Annotated in this window: 15 protein-coding genes; 12 read left to right on the forward strand and 3 right to left on the reverse strand. The window is 67.7% G+C overall.

What is annotated here, in order from left to right:
* Nucleotides 1–145 precede the first annotated feature (145 nt).
* The 3 genes from ACVMK0_RS09470 (at nucleotide 146) to ACVMK0_RS09480 (ending at nucleotide 2,120) form a co-directional block, all read left to right on the forward strand.
* On the forward strand, nucleotides 146–1,075 hold the full coding sequence (locus tag ACVMK0_RS09470) for an ATP-binding cassette domain-containing protein (protein ID WP_476463641.1): 930 nt from the start codon (nucleotides 146–148) through the stop codon (nucleotides 1,073–1,075).
* Complete coding sequence (locus tag ACVMK0_RS09475) at nucleotides 1,072–1,167, forward strand: type II toxin-antitoxin system RelE family toxin (protein ID WP_045536643.1); 96 nt, start codon at nucleotides 1,072–1,074, stop codon at nucleotides 1,165–1,167. The genes ACVMK0_RS09470 and ACVMK0_RS09475 overlap by 4 nt, the downstream gene beginning before the upstream one ends.
* 182 nt (nucleotides 1,168–1,349) lie before the next feature.
* Nucleotides 1,350–2,120, forward strand: a complete 771-nt coding sequence (locus ACVMK0_RS09480) for a class I SAM-dependent methyltransferase (RefSeq protein WP_052468491.1) — start codon at nucleotides 1,350–1,352, stop codon at nucleotides 2,118–2,120.
* A gap of 12 nt (nucleotides 2,121–2,132) precedes the next feature.
* On the opposite strand, the gene ACVMK0_RS09485 is transcribed toward ACVMK0_RS09480, so the two are convergent.
* A complete protein-coding gene (locus ACVMK0_RS09485) occupies nucleotides 2,133–2,573 on the reverse strand; it encodes a type II toxin-antitoxin system VapC family toxin (protein ID WP_250960924.1) in 441 nt (146 codons plus the stop codon).
* Nucleotides 2,570–2,827 (reverse strand): FitA-like ribbon-helix-helix domain-containing protein, encoded by a 258-nt coding sequence (locus ACVMK0_RS09490; RefSeq protein WP_045536649.1) that lies wholly within the window; start codon nucleotides 2,825–2,827, stop codon nucleotides 2,570–2,572. Before ACVMK0_RS09490 ends, ACVMK0_RS09485 begins: the two co-directional genes overlap by 4 nt.
* A gap of 368 nt (nucleotides 2,828–3,195) precedes the next feature.
* On the opposite strand from ACVMK0_RS09490, the gene ACVMK0_RS09495 reads away from it, so the two are divergent.
* A complete protein-coding gene (locus ACVMK0_RS09495; RefSeq protein WP_045536651.1) occupies nucleotides 3,196–4,026 on the forward strand; it encodes an ABC transporter permease in 831 nt (276 codons plus the stop codon).
* 41 nt (nucleotides 4,027–4,067) lie between these two features.
* Complete coding sequence (locus ACVMK0_RS09500) at nucleotides 4,068–4,880, forward strand: metallophosphoesterase (protein WP_045536653.1); 813 nt, start codon at nucleotides 4,068–4,070, stop codon at nucleotides 4,878–4,880.
* A 21-nt stretch (nucleotides 4,881–4,901) separates the two neighbouring features.
* On the opposite strand, the gene ACVMK0_RS09505 is transcribed toward ACVMK0_RS09500, so the two are convergent.
* On the reverse strand, nucleotides 4,902–6,197 hold the full coding sequence (locus ACVMK0_RS09505) for an MFS transporter (protein ID WP_231851196.1): 1,296 nt from the start codon (nucleotides 6,195–6,197) through the stop codon (nucleotides 4,902–4,904).
* 131 nt (nucleotides 6,198–6,328) lie between these two features.
* Here ACVMK0_RS09505 and ACVMK0_RS09510 point away from each other — a divergent pair, with 131 nt between their 5' ends.
* From ACVMK0_RS09510 to secF, 7 genes are all read left to right on the forward strand, one after another.
* Nucleotides 6,329–6,796 (forward strand): universal stress protein, encoded by a 468-nt coding sequence (locus ACVMK0_RS09510; RefSeq protein WP_476463642.1) that lies wholly within the window; start codon nucleotides 6,329–6,331, stop codon nucleotides 6,794–6,796.
* An 80-nt stretch (nucleotides 6,797–6,876) separates the two neighbouring features.
* Nucleotides 6,877–7,566 carry a dienelactone hydrolase family protein gene (locus tag ACVMK0_RS09515; RefSeq protein ID WP_476463643.1) on the forward strand — a complete coding sequence of 230 codons (690 nt, stop codon included), beginning with the start codon at nucleotides 6,877–6,879 and terminating at the stop codon, nucleotides 7,564–7,566.
* Between the two features lie 184 nt (nucleotides 7,567–7,750).
* Nucleotides 7,751–11,410: an indolepyruvate ferredoxin oxidoreductase family protein gene (locus ACVMK0_RS09520; RefSeq protein WP_476463644.1), complete on the forward strand. Its 3,660-nt coding sequence runs from the start codon at nucleotides 7,751–7,753 to the stop codon at nucleotides 11,408–11,410.
* A 69-nt stretch (nucleotides 11,411–11,479) separates the two neighbouring features.
* Entirely contained in the window at nucleotides 11,480–12,445 is a 966-nt protein-coding gene (locus ACVMK0_RS09525; RefSeq protein ID WP_476463645.1) for a DMT family transporter, read from the forward strand.
* Between the two features lie 162 nt (nucleotides 12,446–12,607).
* Nucleotides 12,608–12,925, forward strand: a complete 318-nt coding sequence (gene yajC / locus ACVMK0_RS09530; protein ID WP_250960918.1) for a preprotein translocase subunit YajC — start codon at nucleotides 12,608–12,610, stop codon at nucleotides 12,923–12,925.
* A gap of 77 nt (nucleotides 12,926–13,002) precedes the next feature.
* Nucleotides 13,003–14,898: a protein translocase subunit SecD gene (secD, locus tag ACVMK0_RS09535; protein ID WP_476463646.1), complete on the forward strand. Its 1,896-nt coding sequence runs from the start codon at nucleotides 13,003–13,005 to the stop codon at nucleotides 14,896–14,898.
* 20 nt (nucleotides 14,899–14,918) lie between these two features.
* The gene (secF, locus tag ACVMK0_RS09540; protein WP_045536663.1) at nucleotides 14,919–15,872 is read left to right on the forward strand and encodes a protein translocase subunit SecF; all 954 of its coding nucleotides are present in this window, start codon (nucleotides 14,919–14,921) and stop codon (nucleotides 15,870–15,872) included.
* Nucleotides 15,873–15,875 lie beyond the last annotated feature (3 nt).

The raw sequence follows: 15,875 nt of genomic DNA on the forward strand, positions 1-15,875 counted from the left end.
GCGAAGGCCTAGACAAGCAAGGAGTCGAAGGTGGTTTGGGCTTGTGCCTGTACCAGGTGCGGGCATGAGGTGGCGCAATCACAGAAAAGTGGTTGCGGGTGTTCCTGCTGGCAAGGCGAAGCAAAAGCGGCACAATGCTCGCACTATGACTGCCCTGTTCACTGTCGATGGTCTCTGCAAGCGCTACGGCGGCGCGGCGGTGGTCGATGAGCTCTCGTTTGCGATTGAGCCCGGCGAGTGCTTGGGGCTGATCGGCCCCAACGGCGCCGGCAAAACCACCACCTTGCGCATCAGCCTCGGCCTGACCCACGCCGACAGCGGCCGCGTCGAGGCCTTTGGCTTGACCATGCCCGAGCACGCCCAAGCCATCAAGGCGCAGATGGGCGTGGTGAGCCAGTTCGACACGCTGGACCCGGACTTCACCTGCGCCGAAAACCTGCGCGTCTTTGGGCGCTACTTCGGCCTCGACCGGGCCACGCTGGCGGCGCGCATCCCGGCGCTGCTCGATTTTGCCGCGCTATCGCACAAGGCCGATGCCAAGCCGGGCGAGCTCTCGGGCGGCATGAAGCGACGCCTGTCGCTGGCGCGCGCGCTCATCAACGACCCGCGCCTGCTGCTGCTCGACGAGCCCACCACCGGGCTCGACCCGCAGGCGCGGCACCTGATGTGGGAGCGGCTGCAGCAGCTGCTCAAGCAGGGCAAGAGCATCCTGCTCACCACCCACTTCATGGACGAGGCCGAGCGCCTGTGCCAGCGCCTGGTGGTCATCGACCAAGGGCGCAAAATCGCCGAAGGGCGCCCGCGCGAGCTGATCGCGCAGCACCTCGAACCCGATGTGGTCGAGGTCTACGCCCAGCAAAACCACGAGGTGCAGGCGCTGGCGCAGTCGGCGCTGGCGCGGCTGGCGCAGCGGGTGGAGGTGAGCGGCGAGACGGTGTTTTTCTACACCCTCGACGCGCGCCCGCTGCTGGCCGCCCTCAACGACTGGCCGCAGCTGCACACCCTGCACCGCCCCGCCAACCTCGAAGACCTGTTCCTCAAGCTCACCGGGCGCCAGATCCGGCAAGAAGGATGAGCGACTGGCGCATCATCGCCCACATCGAGGACGGAGCACTGCGCATCCTTGTGCTGCGCATCGGCGACCGCAAAGCGGTTTACCGCCACTGATGCAGCGGCGTTGCTGGCGCCCTGCCGGAGCACCTACGCACCAACCAACTTTCGCAGCCCGGCAACCGGCTACCCAAGATGGCACCCAACCTTGATCGGCTGCGGGCAAATCGGGTGCATACCCTCATGACACTCGGTTAAGCTCAAAATGCATGGCCCAAGTCTGTGTATAAAGCGGGGTTATGTCTGAGCCACACCCGACCAGCCCCATTCAGATGCCCAAGCTCTACCGCGAACTGGCGCCTTGGTATCCGCTCTTGACGCCGGTGGCCGACTACCTCGAAGAGGCCGCCTTTTACCGGCGTTTGTTCGAGGCCCACTGCCAGCGGCGCCCTCAAACCCTGCTCGATTTGGGCAGCGGCGGTGGCCACAATGCCGCCCACTTGAAGGCGGCGCTGGCCTGCACGCTCGTCGATCTGGAGCCGACCATGCTCGCTTTGAGCCGCCGCCTGAACCCGGAGTGCACGCACATTCAGGGCGATATGCGCACGCTGCGGCTCGGGCGCGTCTTTGATTGCGTGCTGGTGCACGACGCCATCAGCTACATGAGCACGCGCGCCGATCTGGCCAGTGTCATCGCCACGGCTTATGCCCACACCGCCCCCGGTGGGGTGGCGCTGTTGCAGCCGGATTTTGTGCTCGAGACCTTCACCCCCGGCACCGAAAGCGGCGGCAGCGACGGCAACGGACGCGGCTTGCGCTACCTCGAATGGCGCTGGATGCCCGACGCGCACGCCGAGCGCTACGTCGCCGACATGGCCTACCTGCTGCGAGACGAAAACGGCGCCACCCAAGCCGTGCACGACCGGCACTGGATGGGGCTGTTCCCCAGAGCCGTGTGGTTGCAGCTGATCGCCGCCGCCGGTTTCGAGCCGCTGGCGCTGCCCTTTGAGCACAGCGCATACAGCGACACCGGCGCCGAGGTCTTTCTCGGGCTGCGTCCTGTGGCCTGACACCGATTTTCTTTATGCGCAGCTGCTTGCCCAAGGGTTGAGAACGCCGAGGCCTTCAATGCCAGCAAAGTCGGTCAGGTTGCGGGTCACAAGGGTGGCCTCGTGAATCAGCGCCAAGGCGGCTATTTGCGCATCGGCGTGGCCGATGGGACGGCCCGCCCGGTGGCGCTGCGCTTTGACCTGCGCGTAGCCCTGCGCGGCAGCGGCATCGAAGGCCCACAAGCGGCCGGCAAAGTCCTGCTCAAACATGGTGGCGGCCGCCGCCTGCAACGCACGTTGGCGTTGCCCTGAGGGCATGAGTGCCAGCCCAGCCTCAATTTCGGCCATGGTGATGGCGCTGGTGTACAGACCGGCTGGCGTCTGGCGCTCCATCCAAGCAAGCACGGCGGCATCGGGTTGAGGGCGCATCAGCTCCGACAGCACGTTGGTGTCCAGCAGGTAGCGCGCCGTCATGGGTCAAAGTGGGGGAGTTCGCGCTCGGTGCCTTCGCGCCGATCGCTCGGCTGCCAATCGTCTCCAGCCACACCTTGGAAGCGCTGGCGCACACGCTGCAACCAAGCCGCGCCGTCGTTCTGTGCGGGCGTTTCCAAGACTTGAGCCAAGATCACACGCGCTTCTTGCTCCATAGACCACCCGTGCTGCGCCGCGCGCAGGCGCAAGCGCTGCTTGAGGCGGTCGTCGAGATTGCGGATGGTGAGCGTAGGCATGGCGGGTTCTGAAGCAGCGCTACGAGCAGTGTAGTCGATGCATGCATTGCAAGCAATGCTCACAACGCGATTTTCACGCCCATGCTCTGATGGGGCTGGGGCGCTGGGGGCGGTCGGCCGATTTTTGGCCGCGCAGCGGACGGCATGAGGCCGGCCGCCCCCAGCGCCCCAGCCCCAGCCCTTACCCCACCCCCTTGCCGACGAGCGAAACCCATAAAATAAAACCCACCCCTCAGTCCGGCCAAGTGCAAAGTTGTGACCCAATAAGTTGTGACCCACCCCCCGATTTCGTGAACCCAACTTCCGATGCCGCTACAACCCACCTCAAACACCCTGTCACGGCGCACACCCCAAACCCGGCAGCAAGGATGAGCGCCCTGCCCGCTCGCAACCGCAGCCACTGGCGCGCCCCGCAGCTGTCATGGCGCTTTTGGCCCGTGTTCCAGCGCAACCTGCTGGTCTGGCGCAAGCTGGCGCTGCCCAGCCTGGTGGGCAACATCGCCGAACCGCTGATCTGGCTGCTGGCCTTTGGCTACGGCATGGGGATGCTGGTGGGGCAGGTCACCGTCAGCGGCCCCGACGGGCTGCCGCTGGCCGTGCCTTACCTGCTGTTTCTGGCCAGCGGCGCGATTTGCATGAGCGCCATGAACGCCGCCAGCTTCGAGGCCCTGTACTCGGCCTACTCGCGCATGCAGGTGCAAAAAACCTGGGACGGCATTTTGAACGCGCCGGTCACGCTCGACGACATCGTGCTGGCCGAAATGCTCTGGGCGGCGTTCAAGGCGCTGTTCACCGTCTGCGCCATTTTGGGCGTGATTCTGCTGCTGGGCATCAGCCAGGCCCCCAAGCTCTGGCTGGCGCTGCCGGTGCTGCTGCTGCTGGGCATCGCCTTCAGCTGCTTGGCGCTGATCTTCAATGCGCTGGCGCAGGGCTACGATTTTTTCACCTACTACTTCACGCTCTTTCTGACGCCGATGATGTTTTTGAGCGGCGTGTTTTTTCCGCGCGAGCAACTGCCCGCCGTGGTGTATGCCATCTCCGAGCTGCTGCCGCTGACCCACGGCGTGGCGCTGGTGCGGCCCTTGTTCCTGAACCAATGGCCCAGCGACGCCGCGCTGCACTTGGCCGTGCTGGCCCTCTACGCCGTGGCCGCGTTCTGGATTGCGCTGGCGCTCACGCGCAAACGCTTCGCGCGCTGATAGACTGGCAGGGCGGATAAAAGCATCGCCGCCAAAGCCCCATGCTGATCGCCCAGCTCTCCGACCTGCACCTGCGCGCCGCGCCGCCCGTAGGCGCGCGCGTGGACACCGCCGCGCTGCTGCGCGCTTGCGTGCACGACCTGTGCGCGCGCCAGCCCACCCCCGATCTGCTGCTGCTCAGCGGCGACCTGAGCGACAGCGGCAGCGCCGCCGACTACGCCTTGCTGCGCCAGCTGGTGCAGCCGCTGCGCACGCTGGGCGTGCCCGTTTTGCCGCTGCTGGGCAACCACGACCAGCGCGCGGCGCTGCGCCTAGCCTGCGCCGACTGGCTGCAGGCCTGCCAGCGCCTGCACCCCACCTTTGTGCAGTACGTGTGGGAGCACCCGGCGCTGCGCCTGGTGGCGCTCGACACCGTGGCCGAAGGCTGCGCGCACGGCGAACTGTGCGCGCAGCGGCTGCACTGGCTGGAGCAGGCGCTGGCGGCCAGCCCCCAGCCCACCTTGCTGCTGCTGCATCACCCACCCTACGCCACCGGGCTGGCCGAGATGGACGACATGGCGTTGCGCCAAGGCGCGGATGCGCTCGAAGCGCTGCTGTGGCAACACCCGCAGGTGCAGGCGCTGCTGTGCGGCCACCTGCACCGCGTCACGGTCACGCGGGTGGCGCACACGCTGGCCATCAGCGCACCCTCGACGGCGCACCAGATCGCACTCGACCTGCGCGCCGACCAACCCGCGCGCTACCGGCTGGAGCCGCCCGGCTACCTGCTGCACCGCTGGCACGGCCAGCGCCTGCTTACCCACACCGTGGTGGTGGGCGACTTTGGCGCGCCGCAGGATTTCGACACGCTCTAGCAGGCCGTGGTGGCAGCAGCGCTATTGCAGCGGCGGCTCCGCCTCCCGGTCAGCGCCCTCGGGCCCCGGGTCTTCGAGCAGGCGCGAGCGCTGGCTCCAGCGCAAGGTCAGGGTGGCCAAGCACAGCGCCGACAGCGCCGCCAGCGACACCGACAGCGGCACCCCCACCCAGTGCGCCAGCTTGCCCCACGCCGCCGCGCCCAAGGCGGCGCCGCCCATGAGGGCCATTTGATAGACCGAAATGGCGCGCGCGCGCACCCAGTCGGGCATCGCAAACTGGGCCGCCACGTTGAGCGTGTTGGCCACCGCGATCCACGCCATGCCGGCCACGAACATGGCCAGCAGCGCCGCCCACAGCCCCGGTGCCCAGGTCACCACCAGCATCGCCAGCGCCTGCAGCGCCATGCCGGCCCAGACCATGAACGCGCGGCTGTGCCCCCGGCGCAGGCGCGGCAGGTACAGCGCCGACAAAATAGCGCCACTGCCCATGGCCGCCAGCAGCCAGGTAAAGGTGCTGGCGCTGGCGCCCTCAAAGCGCAGCGCCAGCAGCGGCAGCAGCCCGATCAGCGCCGCCGAATGGAAAAAAAACAGCCCCACTTGCAGATAAGCCAGCCGTAAACGCGGCGATTCGGCGACGAAGCGCACCCCAACGCGCAGCGCGCTCCAGAAAGGCTCGCGCGGCGCCGGCTTGGGGCACACGGGGCTGCGCCAGCGCCAGATCAGGGCGGCGCAGCCCACCGCCAGCAGCGCATTGAGCGCAAACACCCACTCGCTGCCCAGCGCCGCAATGATCAACCCGGCCAGCAGCGGGCCGACGATGCGCGAGACGTTCATCGACACCCCATTGAGCGCCAGCGCAGCGGGCAGTTGGGCGCGCGGCACCAGGTGCGGCATCAGGGCGGCATATACCGGCCAGCGCAGCGCCAGCCCGATGCCATTGGCAAACACCAGCGCCAGCAGCAGCGCCGGCGTGAGCGCCTCGAGCTTGACGGTCAGCACCAGCAGCAGCGCCACCAGCGCCGCCCAAACCTGCGTCAGCAGCAGCAAGCGGCGGCGCTCAAGGGCATCGGCTAGCACGCCGCTGGGCAACCCGAGCAGCAGCACCGGCAGCGTGGCGGCGGTCTGCACCAGCGCCACCCACGCAGGCGAGGTGGTGAGCGTGGTCATGAGCCAAGCGGCGGCCACGTCGTTCATCCACAGGCTGATGTTGGCCGTCAGCCAAGTGATCCACAGCAGAGCGAAGGGGCGCTGCTGCAACGGGGCCAAGGCGGCCAAACCCAAAGGCGGGCGGGCGCTGGGTGCAGAGGAGTCGGGCATCGGCTGCATTGTCGCTGCACCGCGCACAACGCGCCGCCACACGCTGCAATTTGCGCGACGCAGCACAACCGCCAGAAGGCGGCCAGCGATGCGCTACAGTTGAGGCCAAACAATCATATGGAGTGCATGGCATGAAATGGCTGATCCCGGTGGATGGTTCCGAGTTGTCGTTCGAGGCGGTGGCCTACGCCGTGCGCATGGCGCAGGCCGGGCTGGCCTGCGAGCTGGTGCTGGTCAACGTGCAAGAGCCGGCCACTTTTTATGAACTGGTGACCTTGCACGACGCCGAGGCCATCGAGCGCCTGGCCGAGGCCGCCGGGCAAGATCTGCTGGCTGCAGCCGAAGCCCAAGTGCGCGCCGCGCAACTGCCCTACAGCACCCACGTGCGCATGGGCGAGCCGGTGGCGCTGCTGCTCGAGGTGCTGGAAGAGGAAGGCTGCGATGGCGTGATCATGGGCAGCCACGGCCGCGGGCTGCTCGGGCGCACCTTGCTGGGCTCGGTGTCGCAGCAGATGCTGCAGCACGCCCCGGTGCCGGTGACTTTCGTCAAGCACGCCGCCCAACCCGAGTCCGATTCCGAGCCCGATTCCGACTCCTAATCCGCCTCCGCCTCGGGGGGCGAATGAGCTTTGCGCTCCCCACCCATGATGCAACCTCAACCCCAGCCCAGGAGACCCGCATGAGCGCATTCGTCGATCTGAAAGCCGCCGACGGTTTTGTCTGCCCCGCCTACATGGCGCAGCCCGCGGGCGCCCCGCGCGGTGCGGTGGTGGTGCTGCAAGAGATCTTCGGCGTCAATTCACACATCCGCGCGGTGGCCGACAGCTACGCAGCCGCCGGCTACGTGGCCTTGGCGCCATCGACCTTTCACCGGGTGCAAGCGGGGGTGGAACTGGGCTACACCGACGCCGACATGCAGGCCGGCTTTGCCCTCAAGCTGCAGGTCGATGCCCTGCCCGCACCGGGCGTGATGGCCGACATCCAAGCCGCCATCGACACCTTGGTGCTGGCCACGGGCTTGAAAGTGGGCATCGTGGGCTACTGCTGGGGTGGGCTGCTCACCTGGCGCAGCGCCTGCCAGCTCAACGGCCTGGCGGCTGCCGTGCCCTACTACGGCGGCGGCATGACGGTAGGCGCCGACGCCGAGCTGCAACCCCGCTGCCCGATGCTGGCGCACTTTGCCAAGCAAGACAGCTGGATTCCGCTCGACACCGTGCAGGCCTTCAAGGCGCGCCATCCCCAGGTGGAGGTGCACACCTACGACGCCCACCACGGCTTCAATTGCGACCAACGCGGCGCCCACCACGCCCCTTCGGCCGAACTGGCACGCGAGCGCACGCTGGCTTTTTTGGCGCAGCATCTGGGCTAATCCCCATGGGTCAAGGGTAAACGCCTAAGCCCGAGCCGCCCGTAGGGCGGTTTTTTTGGCGACAATCTGAGCCAACCGGCAGCCACCAGCGATCCTGGGGGTTTCCGCAGCGCACCCACCACGGCGGCGGGTGAACGGTAACTGGCGGCCTACCCGGCCGGCCTTGGCGACAGGAGACAAACCCATGAACGCACCCTTGCCCGAAGCGGTTCGGCGCGCCCTTGCCAGCGTCAGCCTAGACGACAAATACACGCTGGACCACGGGCGTGCCTTCATGAGCGGGGTGCAAGCGCTGGTGCGGCTGCCCATGCTGCAGCGCCAGCGCGATTGGCAACTGGGCCGCAACACCGCCGGCTTCATCAGCGGCTACCGCGGCTCGCCGCTGGGCGGCTACGACCAGGCGCTGTGGAAAGCCAAGGCGCACCTAGCCGCGCAGCAGATCGTGTTTCAGCCCGGCGTCAACGAAGAACTGGCCGCCACCGCGGTCTGGGGCACGCAGCAGCTCGGGTTTGCACCGCCCGGCAGCCAGCGCCACGACGGCGTGTTTGGCCTGTGGTACGGAAAAGGCCCAGGGGTGGACCGCAGCGCCGACGTCTTCAAGCACGCCAACCTGGCCGGCACCACGCCTTGGGGCGGCGTGATCGCGGTGGCCGGTGACGACCACGTCGCCAAAAGCTCGACCGCCGCGCACCAGAGCGACCACATCTTCAAGGCCTGTGGGCTGCCGGTGTTCTTCCCCGCCAGCGTGCAAGAAATCCTCGACTTCGGGCTGCACGCCTGGGCCATGAGCCGCTTTGCCGGCGTCTGGGCCGGCATGAAAACCATCCAAGAGATCGTTGAGTCGAGCGCCGTGGCCGAGATCGACCCGGATCGGGTGCGCATCGTGGCGCCCGAGTTCGAGCTGCCCCCCGGCGGCGTGCACATCCGCTGGCCCGACGCGGCGCTGGAGCAGGAAGCGCGCCTGATGGACACCAAGTGGTACGCCGCGCTGGCCTATGTGCGCGCCAACCGGCTCAACCACAACGCGATCGAGGGCCCGCACGACCGCTACGGCCTCATCGCCAGCGGCAAGGCCTACAACGACACCCGGCAGGCGCTGCGCGACCTCGGGCTCGACGACGCCACCTGCCGCCGCATCGGGCTGCGGCTGCACAAGGTGGGCGTGGTCTGGCCGCTGGAGGCGCAGACCACGCGCGAGTTTGCCACCGGGCTGCGCGAGATTCTGGTGGTGGAAGAAAAGCGCCAAGTGATCGAATACCAGCTCAAAGAAGAGCTCTACAACTGGCGCCCCGACGTACGCCCCGACGTGCTGGGCAAGTTCGACGAAGTCGGGGCCGACCACAGCGGCGGCGAGTGGTCGATGCCCAACCCGAGCGCCAACCAGCTGCTGCGCGCCAACGCCGACCTGACGCCGGCGCTGATCGCCCAAGCGCTGGCGCGGCGCTTGGCGCGCCACGGCCTGCTGCCCGAGGGCAGCGAAGTGGCGGCGCGGGTGCAGGCGCAGCTCGAGCGCCTGCAGGGCCAGGCGCGCGCCTTGCAGGTGCTCCATGCCGACACGCCGCTGGCCGAGCGCCAGCCCTGGTTTTGCTCCGGCTGCCCGCACAACACCAGCACCCGGGTGCCCGAGGGTTCGCGCGCCATGGCCGGCATCGGCTGCCACTTCATGACCATCTGGATGGACCGCTCCACCATCGGCTTTACGCAGATGGGGGGCGAGGGCGTGCCGTGGGTCGGGCAGCAGCCCTTCAGCCACGAGTCGCACGTCTTTGCCAACTTGGGCGACGGCACCTACTGTCACAGCGGCCTGCTGGCGATCCGCCAGTGCATCGCCGCCAATGTCAACATCACCTTCAAGCTGCTCTACAACGACGCCGTGGCCATGACCGGCGGCCAGCCGCTGGGTGAGCGCGCCGAAGGCCACCACGTGCTGCAGATCGCGCACAGCCTGCAAGCCGAAGGGGTGGCGCGCCTGACCGTGGTCACCGACGAGCCCGAGAAATACCGCGGCGCCCTGCACACCACCGTGGGCGGCAGCACGCTGCGGCTGCCGGCCGGGGTGGCGGTGGAGCACCGCGACCAGCTCGACCGCATCCAGCGCGAATTCCGCCAGCTGCCCGGCACCACCGTGATCTTGTACGACCAGACCTGCGCCACCGAAAAGCGGCGCCGGCGCAAGCGCGGCACCTTGGCCGACCCGGCGCGGCGCGTGCTCATCAACCCGGCCGTGTGCGAGGGCTGCGGCGATTGCGGCGTGCAGAGCAACTGCCTGAGCATAGAGCCGCTGCAGACCGAATTCGGGCGCAAGCGCCAGATCAACCAGAGCAGCTGCAACAAGGATTTTTCCTGCCTCAAGGGCTTTTGCCCGAGCTTCGTCACGGTCGAGGGCGGGCAACTGCGCAAAAGCGCCCCGGCGGGTGCGCTGCCGGCGCCCGAAGCGCTGGGGGATGTGCCTGAGCCGCCGCTGCCAGCCTTTGATGCCGCCGGGCCGGGCAGCGTCTATGGCATCGTGGTGGCCGGGGTCGGCGGCACCGGGGTCATCACCATCGGCCAGTTGCTGGGGGTGGCGGCGCACCTCGAGGGCAAAGGCGTGGTCACGCAAGACGCCGCCGGCCTGGCGCAAAAGGGCGGCGCCACCTGGAGCCATGTGCTGCTGGCTGTGCAGCAGAGCGACATCTGCACCACCCGCGTCGGCAGCGGCGCGGCCGATTTGATTCTGGGCTGCGACGCCATCGTCGCCGTCAGCAAAGAAAGCCTGGCCCGCGTGGGGCCGGGGCGCACGCGGGTGGCCCTGAACGGCCACGTGAGCCCGACGGCGGCCTTTGTGCGCCAACCCGACTGGCACAACCCGGCCAGCCAGTGCCAAGCCACGCTTGAGCGCCTGCTCGGCCCCGAGGCCGTGGCGCCGCTCGACGCCGAGGCCTTGGCCACGCGGCTGCTGGGCGACGCGCTCTACCTCAACCCGCTGTTGCTGGGTTTTGCTTGGCAAAAAGGCTGGCTGCCTCTGCGGCGCGAGTCGCTGCGGCGGGCGATCGAGCTCAACGACGTGGCAGTGGCCAAAAACCTGGCCGCGTTCGAATGGGGCCGCTGGGCGGCGCACGACGGCGCGCGGCTGCAGGCGCTGCTGGCGCCGGCGCAAGCCATCGCGCTGCACCCGCGCCCCGGCCTCGAGGCGCTGCTGCAGCGGCGCAGCGAATTTTTGCGCGCCTACCAGAACCCGGCCTACGCGCAGCGCTACAGCGACTTCGTGCGCCGGGTGCAGCAGGCCGAGGCCGCGGCGCTGGGTGCGGGCACAAGCGCCCTGAGCGAGGCGGTGGCGCACAACCTGTTCAAGCTCATGGCCTACAAAGACGAATACGAGGTGGCGCGCCTGCACAGCGACCCCGCGTTTTTGCGCCAGATCGGGGCCCAGTTCGAGGGCGATTTTGCGCTGCGCTTTCACCTCGCGCCGCCGCTGTGGGCGCGCCGCGATGAGCGCGGCCTGCCGATCAAGCGTGCCTTCGGGCCGTGGATGCTCACCGCCTTCAAGGGCTTGGCGCGCCTCAAGGGCCTACGCGGCACGGCCTTCGACCCCTTTGGCCGCAGCGCCGAGCGGCGCGAGGAACGCGCCCTGATCGGCCAGTACCAAGAGCTGATCGAAGAACTGCTGCCGAATCTGAACCCCGCGCGCAAGGCGCTGGCGCTGCAACTGGCGGCGCTGCCCGAAGGCATCAAGGGTTTTGGCCACGTCAAGGCGCGACACTTGGCCGCCGTGCGCCTGCGCTGGAGCGAGTTGCTGGCGCAGTGGCGCGCTGCCGGGCAGCTGCCACCCGATGCGCCCGCACCCGGCGCCTCCACCCGGCGCTGAACGCGCCACGCCCGCTGTTTGGCGTCCAGCGCCCCTTACACTTGCTGCTTTGGTTTAACGGGAGGCCTTATGGGGCTCGGGGTGGCCTTCGCCTTGCTGGCGGGGATGTTGTGGGGCTTGGTGTTTCTGGTGCCGCTTTTGCTGCCCGAGTACCCGGCCGCCTTGCTGGCCATGGCGCGCTACTTGGCGTTTGGGCTGCTGTGCCTGCCGCTGGCTTGGCTCGACTGGGGCGCGCTGCGCCGCCTGACGCGCGCCGATTGGTTGGCAGCGGCCAAGCTGGCCGCCGTGGGCAATCTAGCCTACTACACCTTGCTTGCCAGCTCGATCCAGGGCACCGGTGGGCCGCTGACCACGCTCATCATCGGCACGCTGCCGGTGGTGATCGCCATTGCCGCCAACCAGCGCAACGCCGCGCGCGACGGCTTGCTGCCTTGGCGGCGCCTGCTGCTGCCGCTGGGCATCATGCTGCTGGGCATTGCGCTGGTCAATCAGGCCGAGATGACGCGCCTGCTGCAACAGCCCGACGCCTCGCTCAGCGCCTACACGCTGGGGGCGCTGCTGGCGCTGGGCGCGCTGGCGTGCTGGACCTGGTACCCGCTGCGCAACGCCGATTGGCTGCGCCAGCACCCGGAGCGCAACCCGCGCGTCTGGGCCACGGCGCAGGGCCTGGCCACGTTGCCCATGGCCCTGGTCGGTTTTGCGCTGGTCTGGGGCTGGATGTCGCTCAGCGGCAGCACCTTCCCCATGCCCCTAGGGCCGGATCCGCTGTTTTTCCTCTGGCTCATGCTGGCGCTGGGGCTGTTTGCCTCGTGGTGCGGCATTCTGTGCTGGAACCAGGCCAGCAAGCGCCTGCCCACCGCCCTAGCCGGGCAGCTGATCGTGTTCGAGACCGTGGCGGCGCTGATCTACATTTTCTGGTGGCGCGGCGAGTGGCCGCAGGGCCTGACGGTGGCCGGCATGGTGTTGTTGTTGCTGGGGGTGTGGCTGGCGCTGCGCATCCGGCCGGTGCCGGCGGTGCGCCCGGCAGCGGTCTAGAGCAGGCCAGGCAGCGGCCGGATACGCTTCGTTGCGCCCGCAACGCCACGGCGTCAGCAAAAGCTGAGCGCTCATTTGCGCTGGGGGTTTAGAATGCGCGGTTGACACGGGCCCCACGTGGCCCGCCCGCAACCCCCACCCCTTTCACACAGGAAAGCCACCGTGTTTATTTCTCCCGCCTACGCCCAGGCCGCCGCCGGCGACACCACCAGCACTTTGGTCAGCCTGCTGCCGCTGGTGCTGATGTTCGTGGTGCTGTACTTCATCATGATCCGGCCGCAAATGAAACGCACCAAAGAGCACAAGGCCATGGTCGCCGCGCTGGCCAAGGGCGACGAAGTCGTGACTGCGGGCGGCATGCTGGGCCGCATCACCAAACTGGGCGACGATTTCGTCACCTTGGAACTGACCACCGGCGTCGAAGTCCAAATCCAGCGCAGCGCTGTGATGCAGTTGATGCCCAAGGGCACGGTTCAGTAAACGGCCTTGCCGTGTTTTTTCATCCAAAGGCTGGGCCCGTGCGCCCGGCTTTTGGGCTTTAACGGGGCCGCCCGCTCATGAACCGATACCCGCTGTGGAAGTACGTCACCATCGTGGTGGCGCTGCTGATCGCCCTTTTGTACGCGCTGCCCAACCTGTACGGCGAAGCCCCGGGGGTGCAGGTTTCCTCTGGCCAGCACGGCGTGCGCATCGACGCCGCCACCCTGACGCGCATCGAGCAGGCGCTGACCGAGCGCCAGATCAGCGCCCGCTCGCTGGTGCTCCAAGACCAGACCATCCAGGCCTTGTTCGACAGCGCCGAAACCCAGTTGCAGGCGCGCGACGCCATCGACCGCGCCCTCAACCCCGACCCGGCCCAGCCCACGCACGTGGCGGCGCTGAATCTGGTGCCGCAAACCCCACGCTGGCTGCAGCTGTTCAACGCGCAACCCATGTACCTAGGCTTGGATTTGCGCGGCGGCGTGCATTTTCTGATGCAGGTTGACATGCCCGGGGCCCTCGAGCAGCGCGCCGAGTCGCTGGCGCGCGACCTGCGCACCACGCTGCGTGAGCAAAACATCCGCCACACCGGCATCAGCCGCGAAGGCCTGGCGGTGACCTTGCGCTTTCGCGACGAGGCGGCGCTGGAAGCGGCGCTGCCAACCCTGCGCGAAAACTTCGCCGACCTGAGCTTCGAGCGTCAGCTGGTCGATGGCCAGATCAAGCTGATCGGCACCCTGAGCGCCGATGCCAGCAGCGCCATCCAGGCCAAGGCGATCCAGCAAAACATCCTGACGCTGCGCAACCGCATCAACGAGCTTGGGGTGGCCGAGCCGGTGATTCAGCAGCAAGGGGCAGACCGGATCGTGGTGCAGCTGCCCGGTGTGCTCGACACCGCGCGCGCCAAAGACATCTTGGGCCGCACCGCCACGCTGCAGCTGCGCATGGTCGATGAAAGCCCGGCCGGGCGCGCCGCCGAACGCGGCGAGGGGCCGGTGCCGCTGGGCTCCGAGCGCCACCTCGACCGCGAGGGGCGCGCCGTGATCACGCTGCGCGAAGTCGTGCTCACCGGTGAAAACCTGACCGACGCCCAAGCCGGCTTCGATGGCCAGACCCAAGAGCCGGCGGTGCACCTGTCGCTCGACGCCGCCGGGTCGCGCATCTTCCGCGACGTCACGCGCGCCAACGTCGGCAACCGCATGGCGATTTTGCTGTTCGAGCGCGGCCGCGGCGAAGTCGTCACGGCGCCCGTGATCCGCACCGAGATCGGCGGCGGCCGGGTGCAGATCTCGGGTCAGATGACCTCGCTCGAGGCGCAGAGCGTGGCCTTGCTGCTGCGCGCGGGCGCGCTGGCGGCGCCGATGGAGATCATCGAGGAGCGCACCGTCGGCCCGAGCCTAGGGGCCGAGAACATCCGCATGGGCTTCGAGAGCGTGCTCTACGGCTTCCTAGTGGTGCTCATTTTCATGGTGCTCTATTACCGCCTGTTCGGCGCTTTCTCGAGCATTGCCCTGACCTTCAACCTGGTGCTGCTGGTCTCGGTGCTGTCGATGCTGCAAGCCACCCTGACGCTGCCGGGCATGGCGGCGATGGCGCTGGCCTTGGGCATGGCGATCGACTCCAACGTGCTCATCAACGAGCGCATCCGCGAAGAGCTGCGCCGCGGCGCCTCGCCACAGATGGCGATCAACAACGGCTACGACAGCGCCTGGGGCACCATTTTGGACTCCAACGTCACCTCGCTGCTGGCCGGGTTGGCACTGTTGGCCTTTGGCTCTGGACCGGTGCGCGGCTTTGCGGTGGTGCACTGCATCGGCATCCTGACGAGCATGTTCTCGTCGGTGTTTTTCTCGCGCGGGCTGGTCAACGCTTGGTACGGGAGCAAGAAAAAGCTCAAAACCATCTCGATCGGCACGGTCTGGCAGCCGCCGGCACCGGGCGCGCCCAAACCCGGCTCTGCAGCCGCCGACTAAACCGCCAGAGGTTGCAAGAAATGGAATTTTTCCGCGTCAAAAAAGACATCCCGTTCATGCGCCATGCGCTGCTGCTGAACGCGATCTCACTCACCCTGTTTGCGCTGGCGGTGTTTTTCTTGGTCACGCGCGGGCTCAACCTGTCGGTCGAGTTCACCGGCGGCACGGTGGTCGAAGTGGCCTACCAGCAGCCCGCCGACCTCGAGGTGGTGCGCGGTGCGCTCGCCGGCTTGGGCTACGAAGAGGTCTTGGTGCAGCACTACGGCAGCGCGCGCGAGGTGCTGATGCGCCTGCCGCCGTTGCCCGGCGTGGGCGCGGGTGAGCAAAGCCAGTCGGTGCTGCAGGCGCTGCGCGCACACGACCCCACCGTGGAGCTGCGCCGCACCGAATTCGTCGGGCCCCAGGTGGGGCAGGAACTGGTCACCGACGGCATGCTGGCGCTGCTGTTCGTGATCATCGGCATCACGGTCTATCTGGCTTTTCGCTTCGAGTGGAAGTTCTCGATCGCCGCCATCGTCGCCAACTTGCACGATGTGGTCATCATCTTGGGCTTTTTTGCTTTCTTCCAGTGGGAGTTTTCGCTCGCCGTGCTGGCCGCCGTGCTGGCCGTGCTGGGTTACTCGGTCAACGAGTCGGTGGTGATTTTCGACCGCATCCGCGAAACCTTCAAGCGCCAGCGCAAGATGAGCACGCGCGAGGTGATCGACCACGCCATCACCAGCACCATGAGCCGCACCATCATCACGCACGGCACCACCGAGGCGATGGTGATCTCGATGCTGCTGTTTGGTGGCCCGGTGCTGCACTACTTTGCGCTCGCGCTGACCATCGGCATTTTGTTCGGCATCTACTCGTCGATCTTTGTGGCCACCGGCGTGGCCATGGCGCTGGGCATCAAGCGCGAGGATTTGATCAAGCCCGTGGCGCAGACGGTGGAAAACCCGGACGACCCGAACGCCGGGGCGCAAATTTAAGTT

The sequence above is a fragment of the Serpentinimonas sp. SSL01 genome, assembly GCF_056323735.1.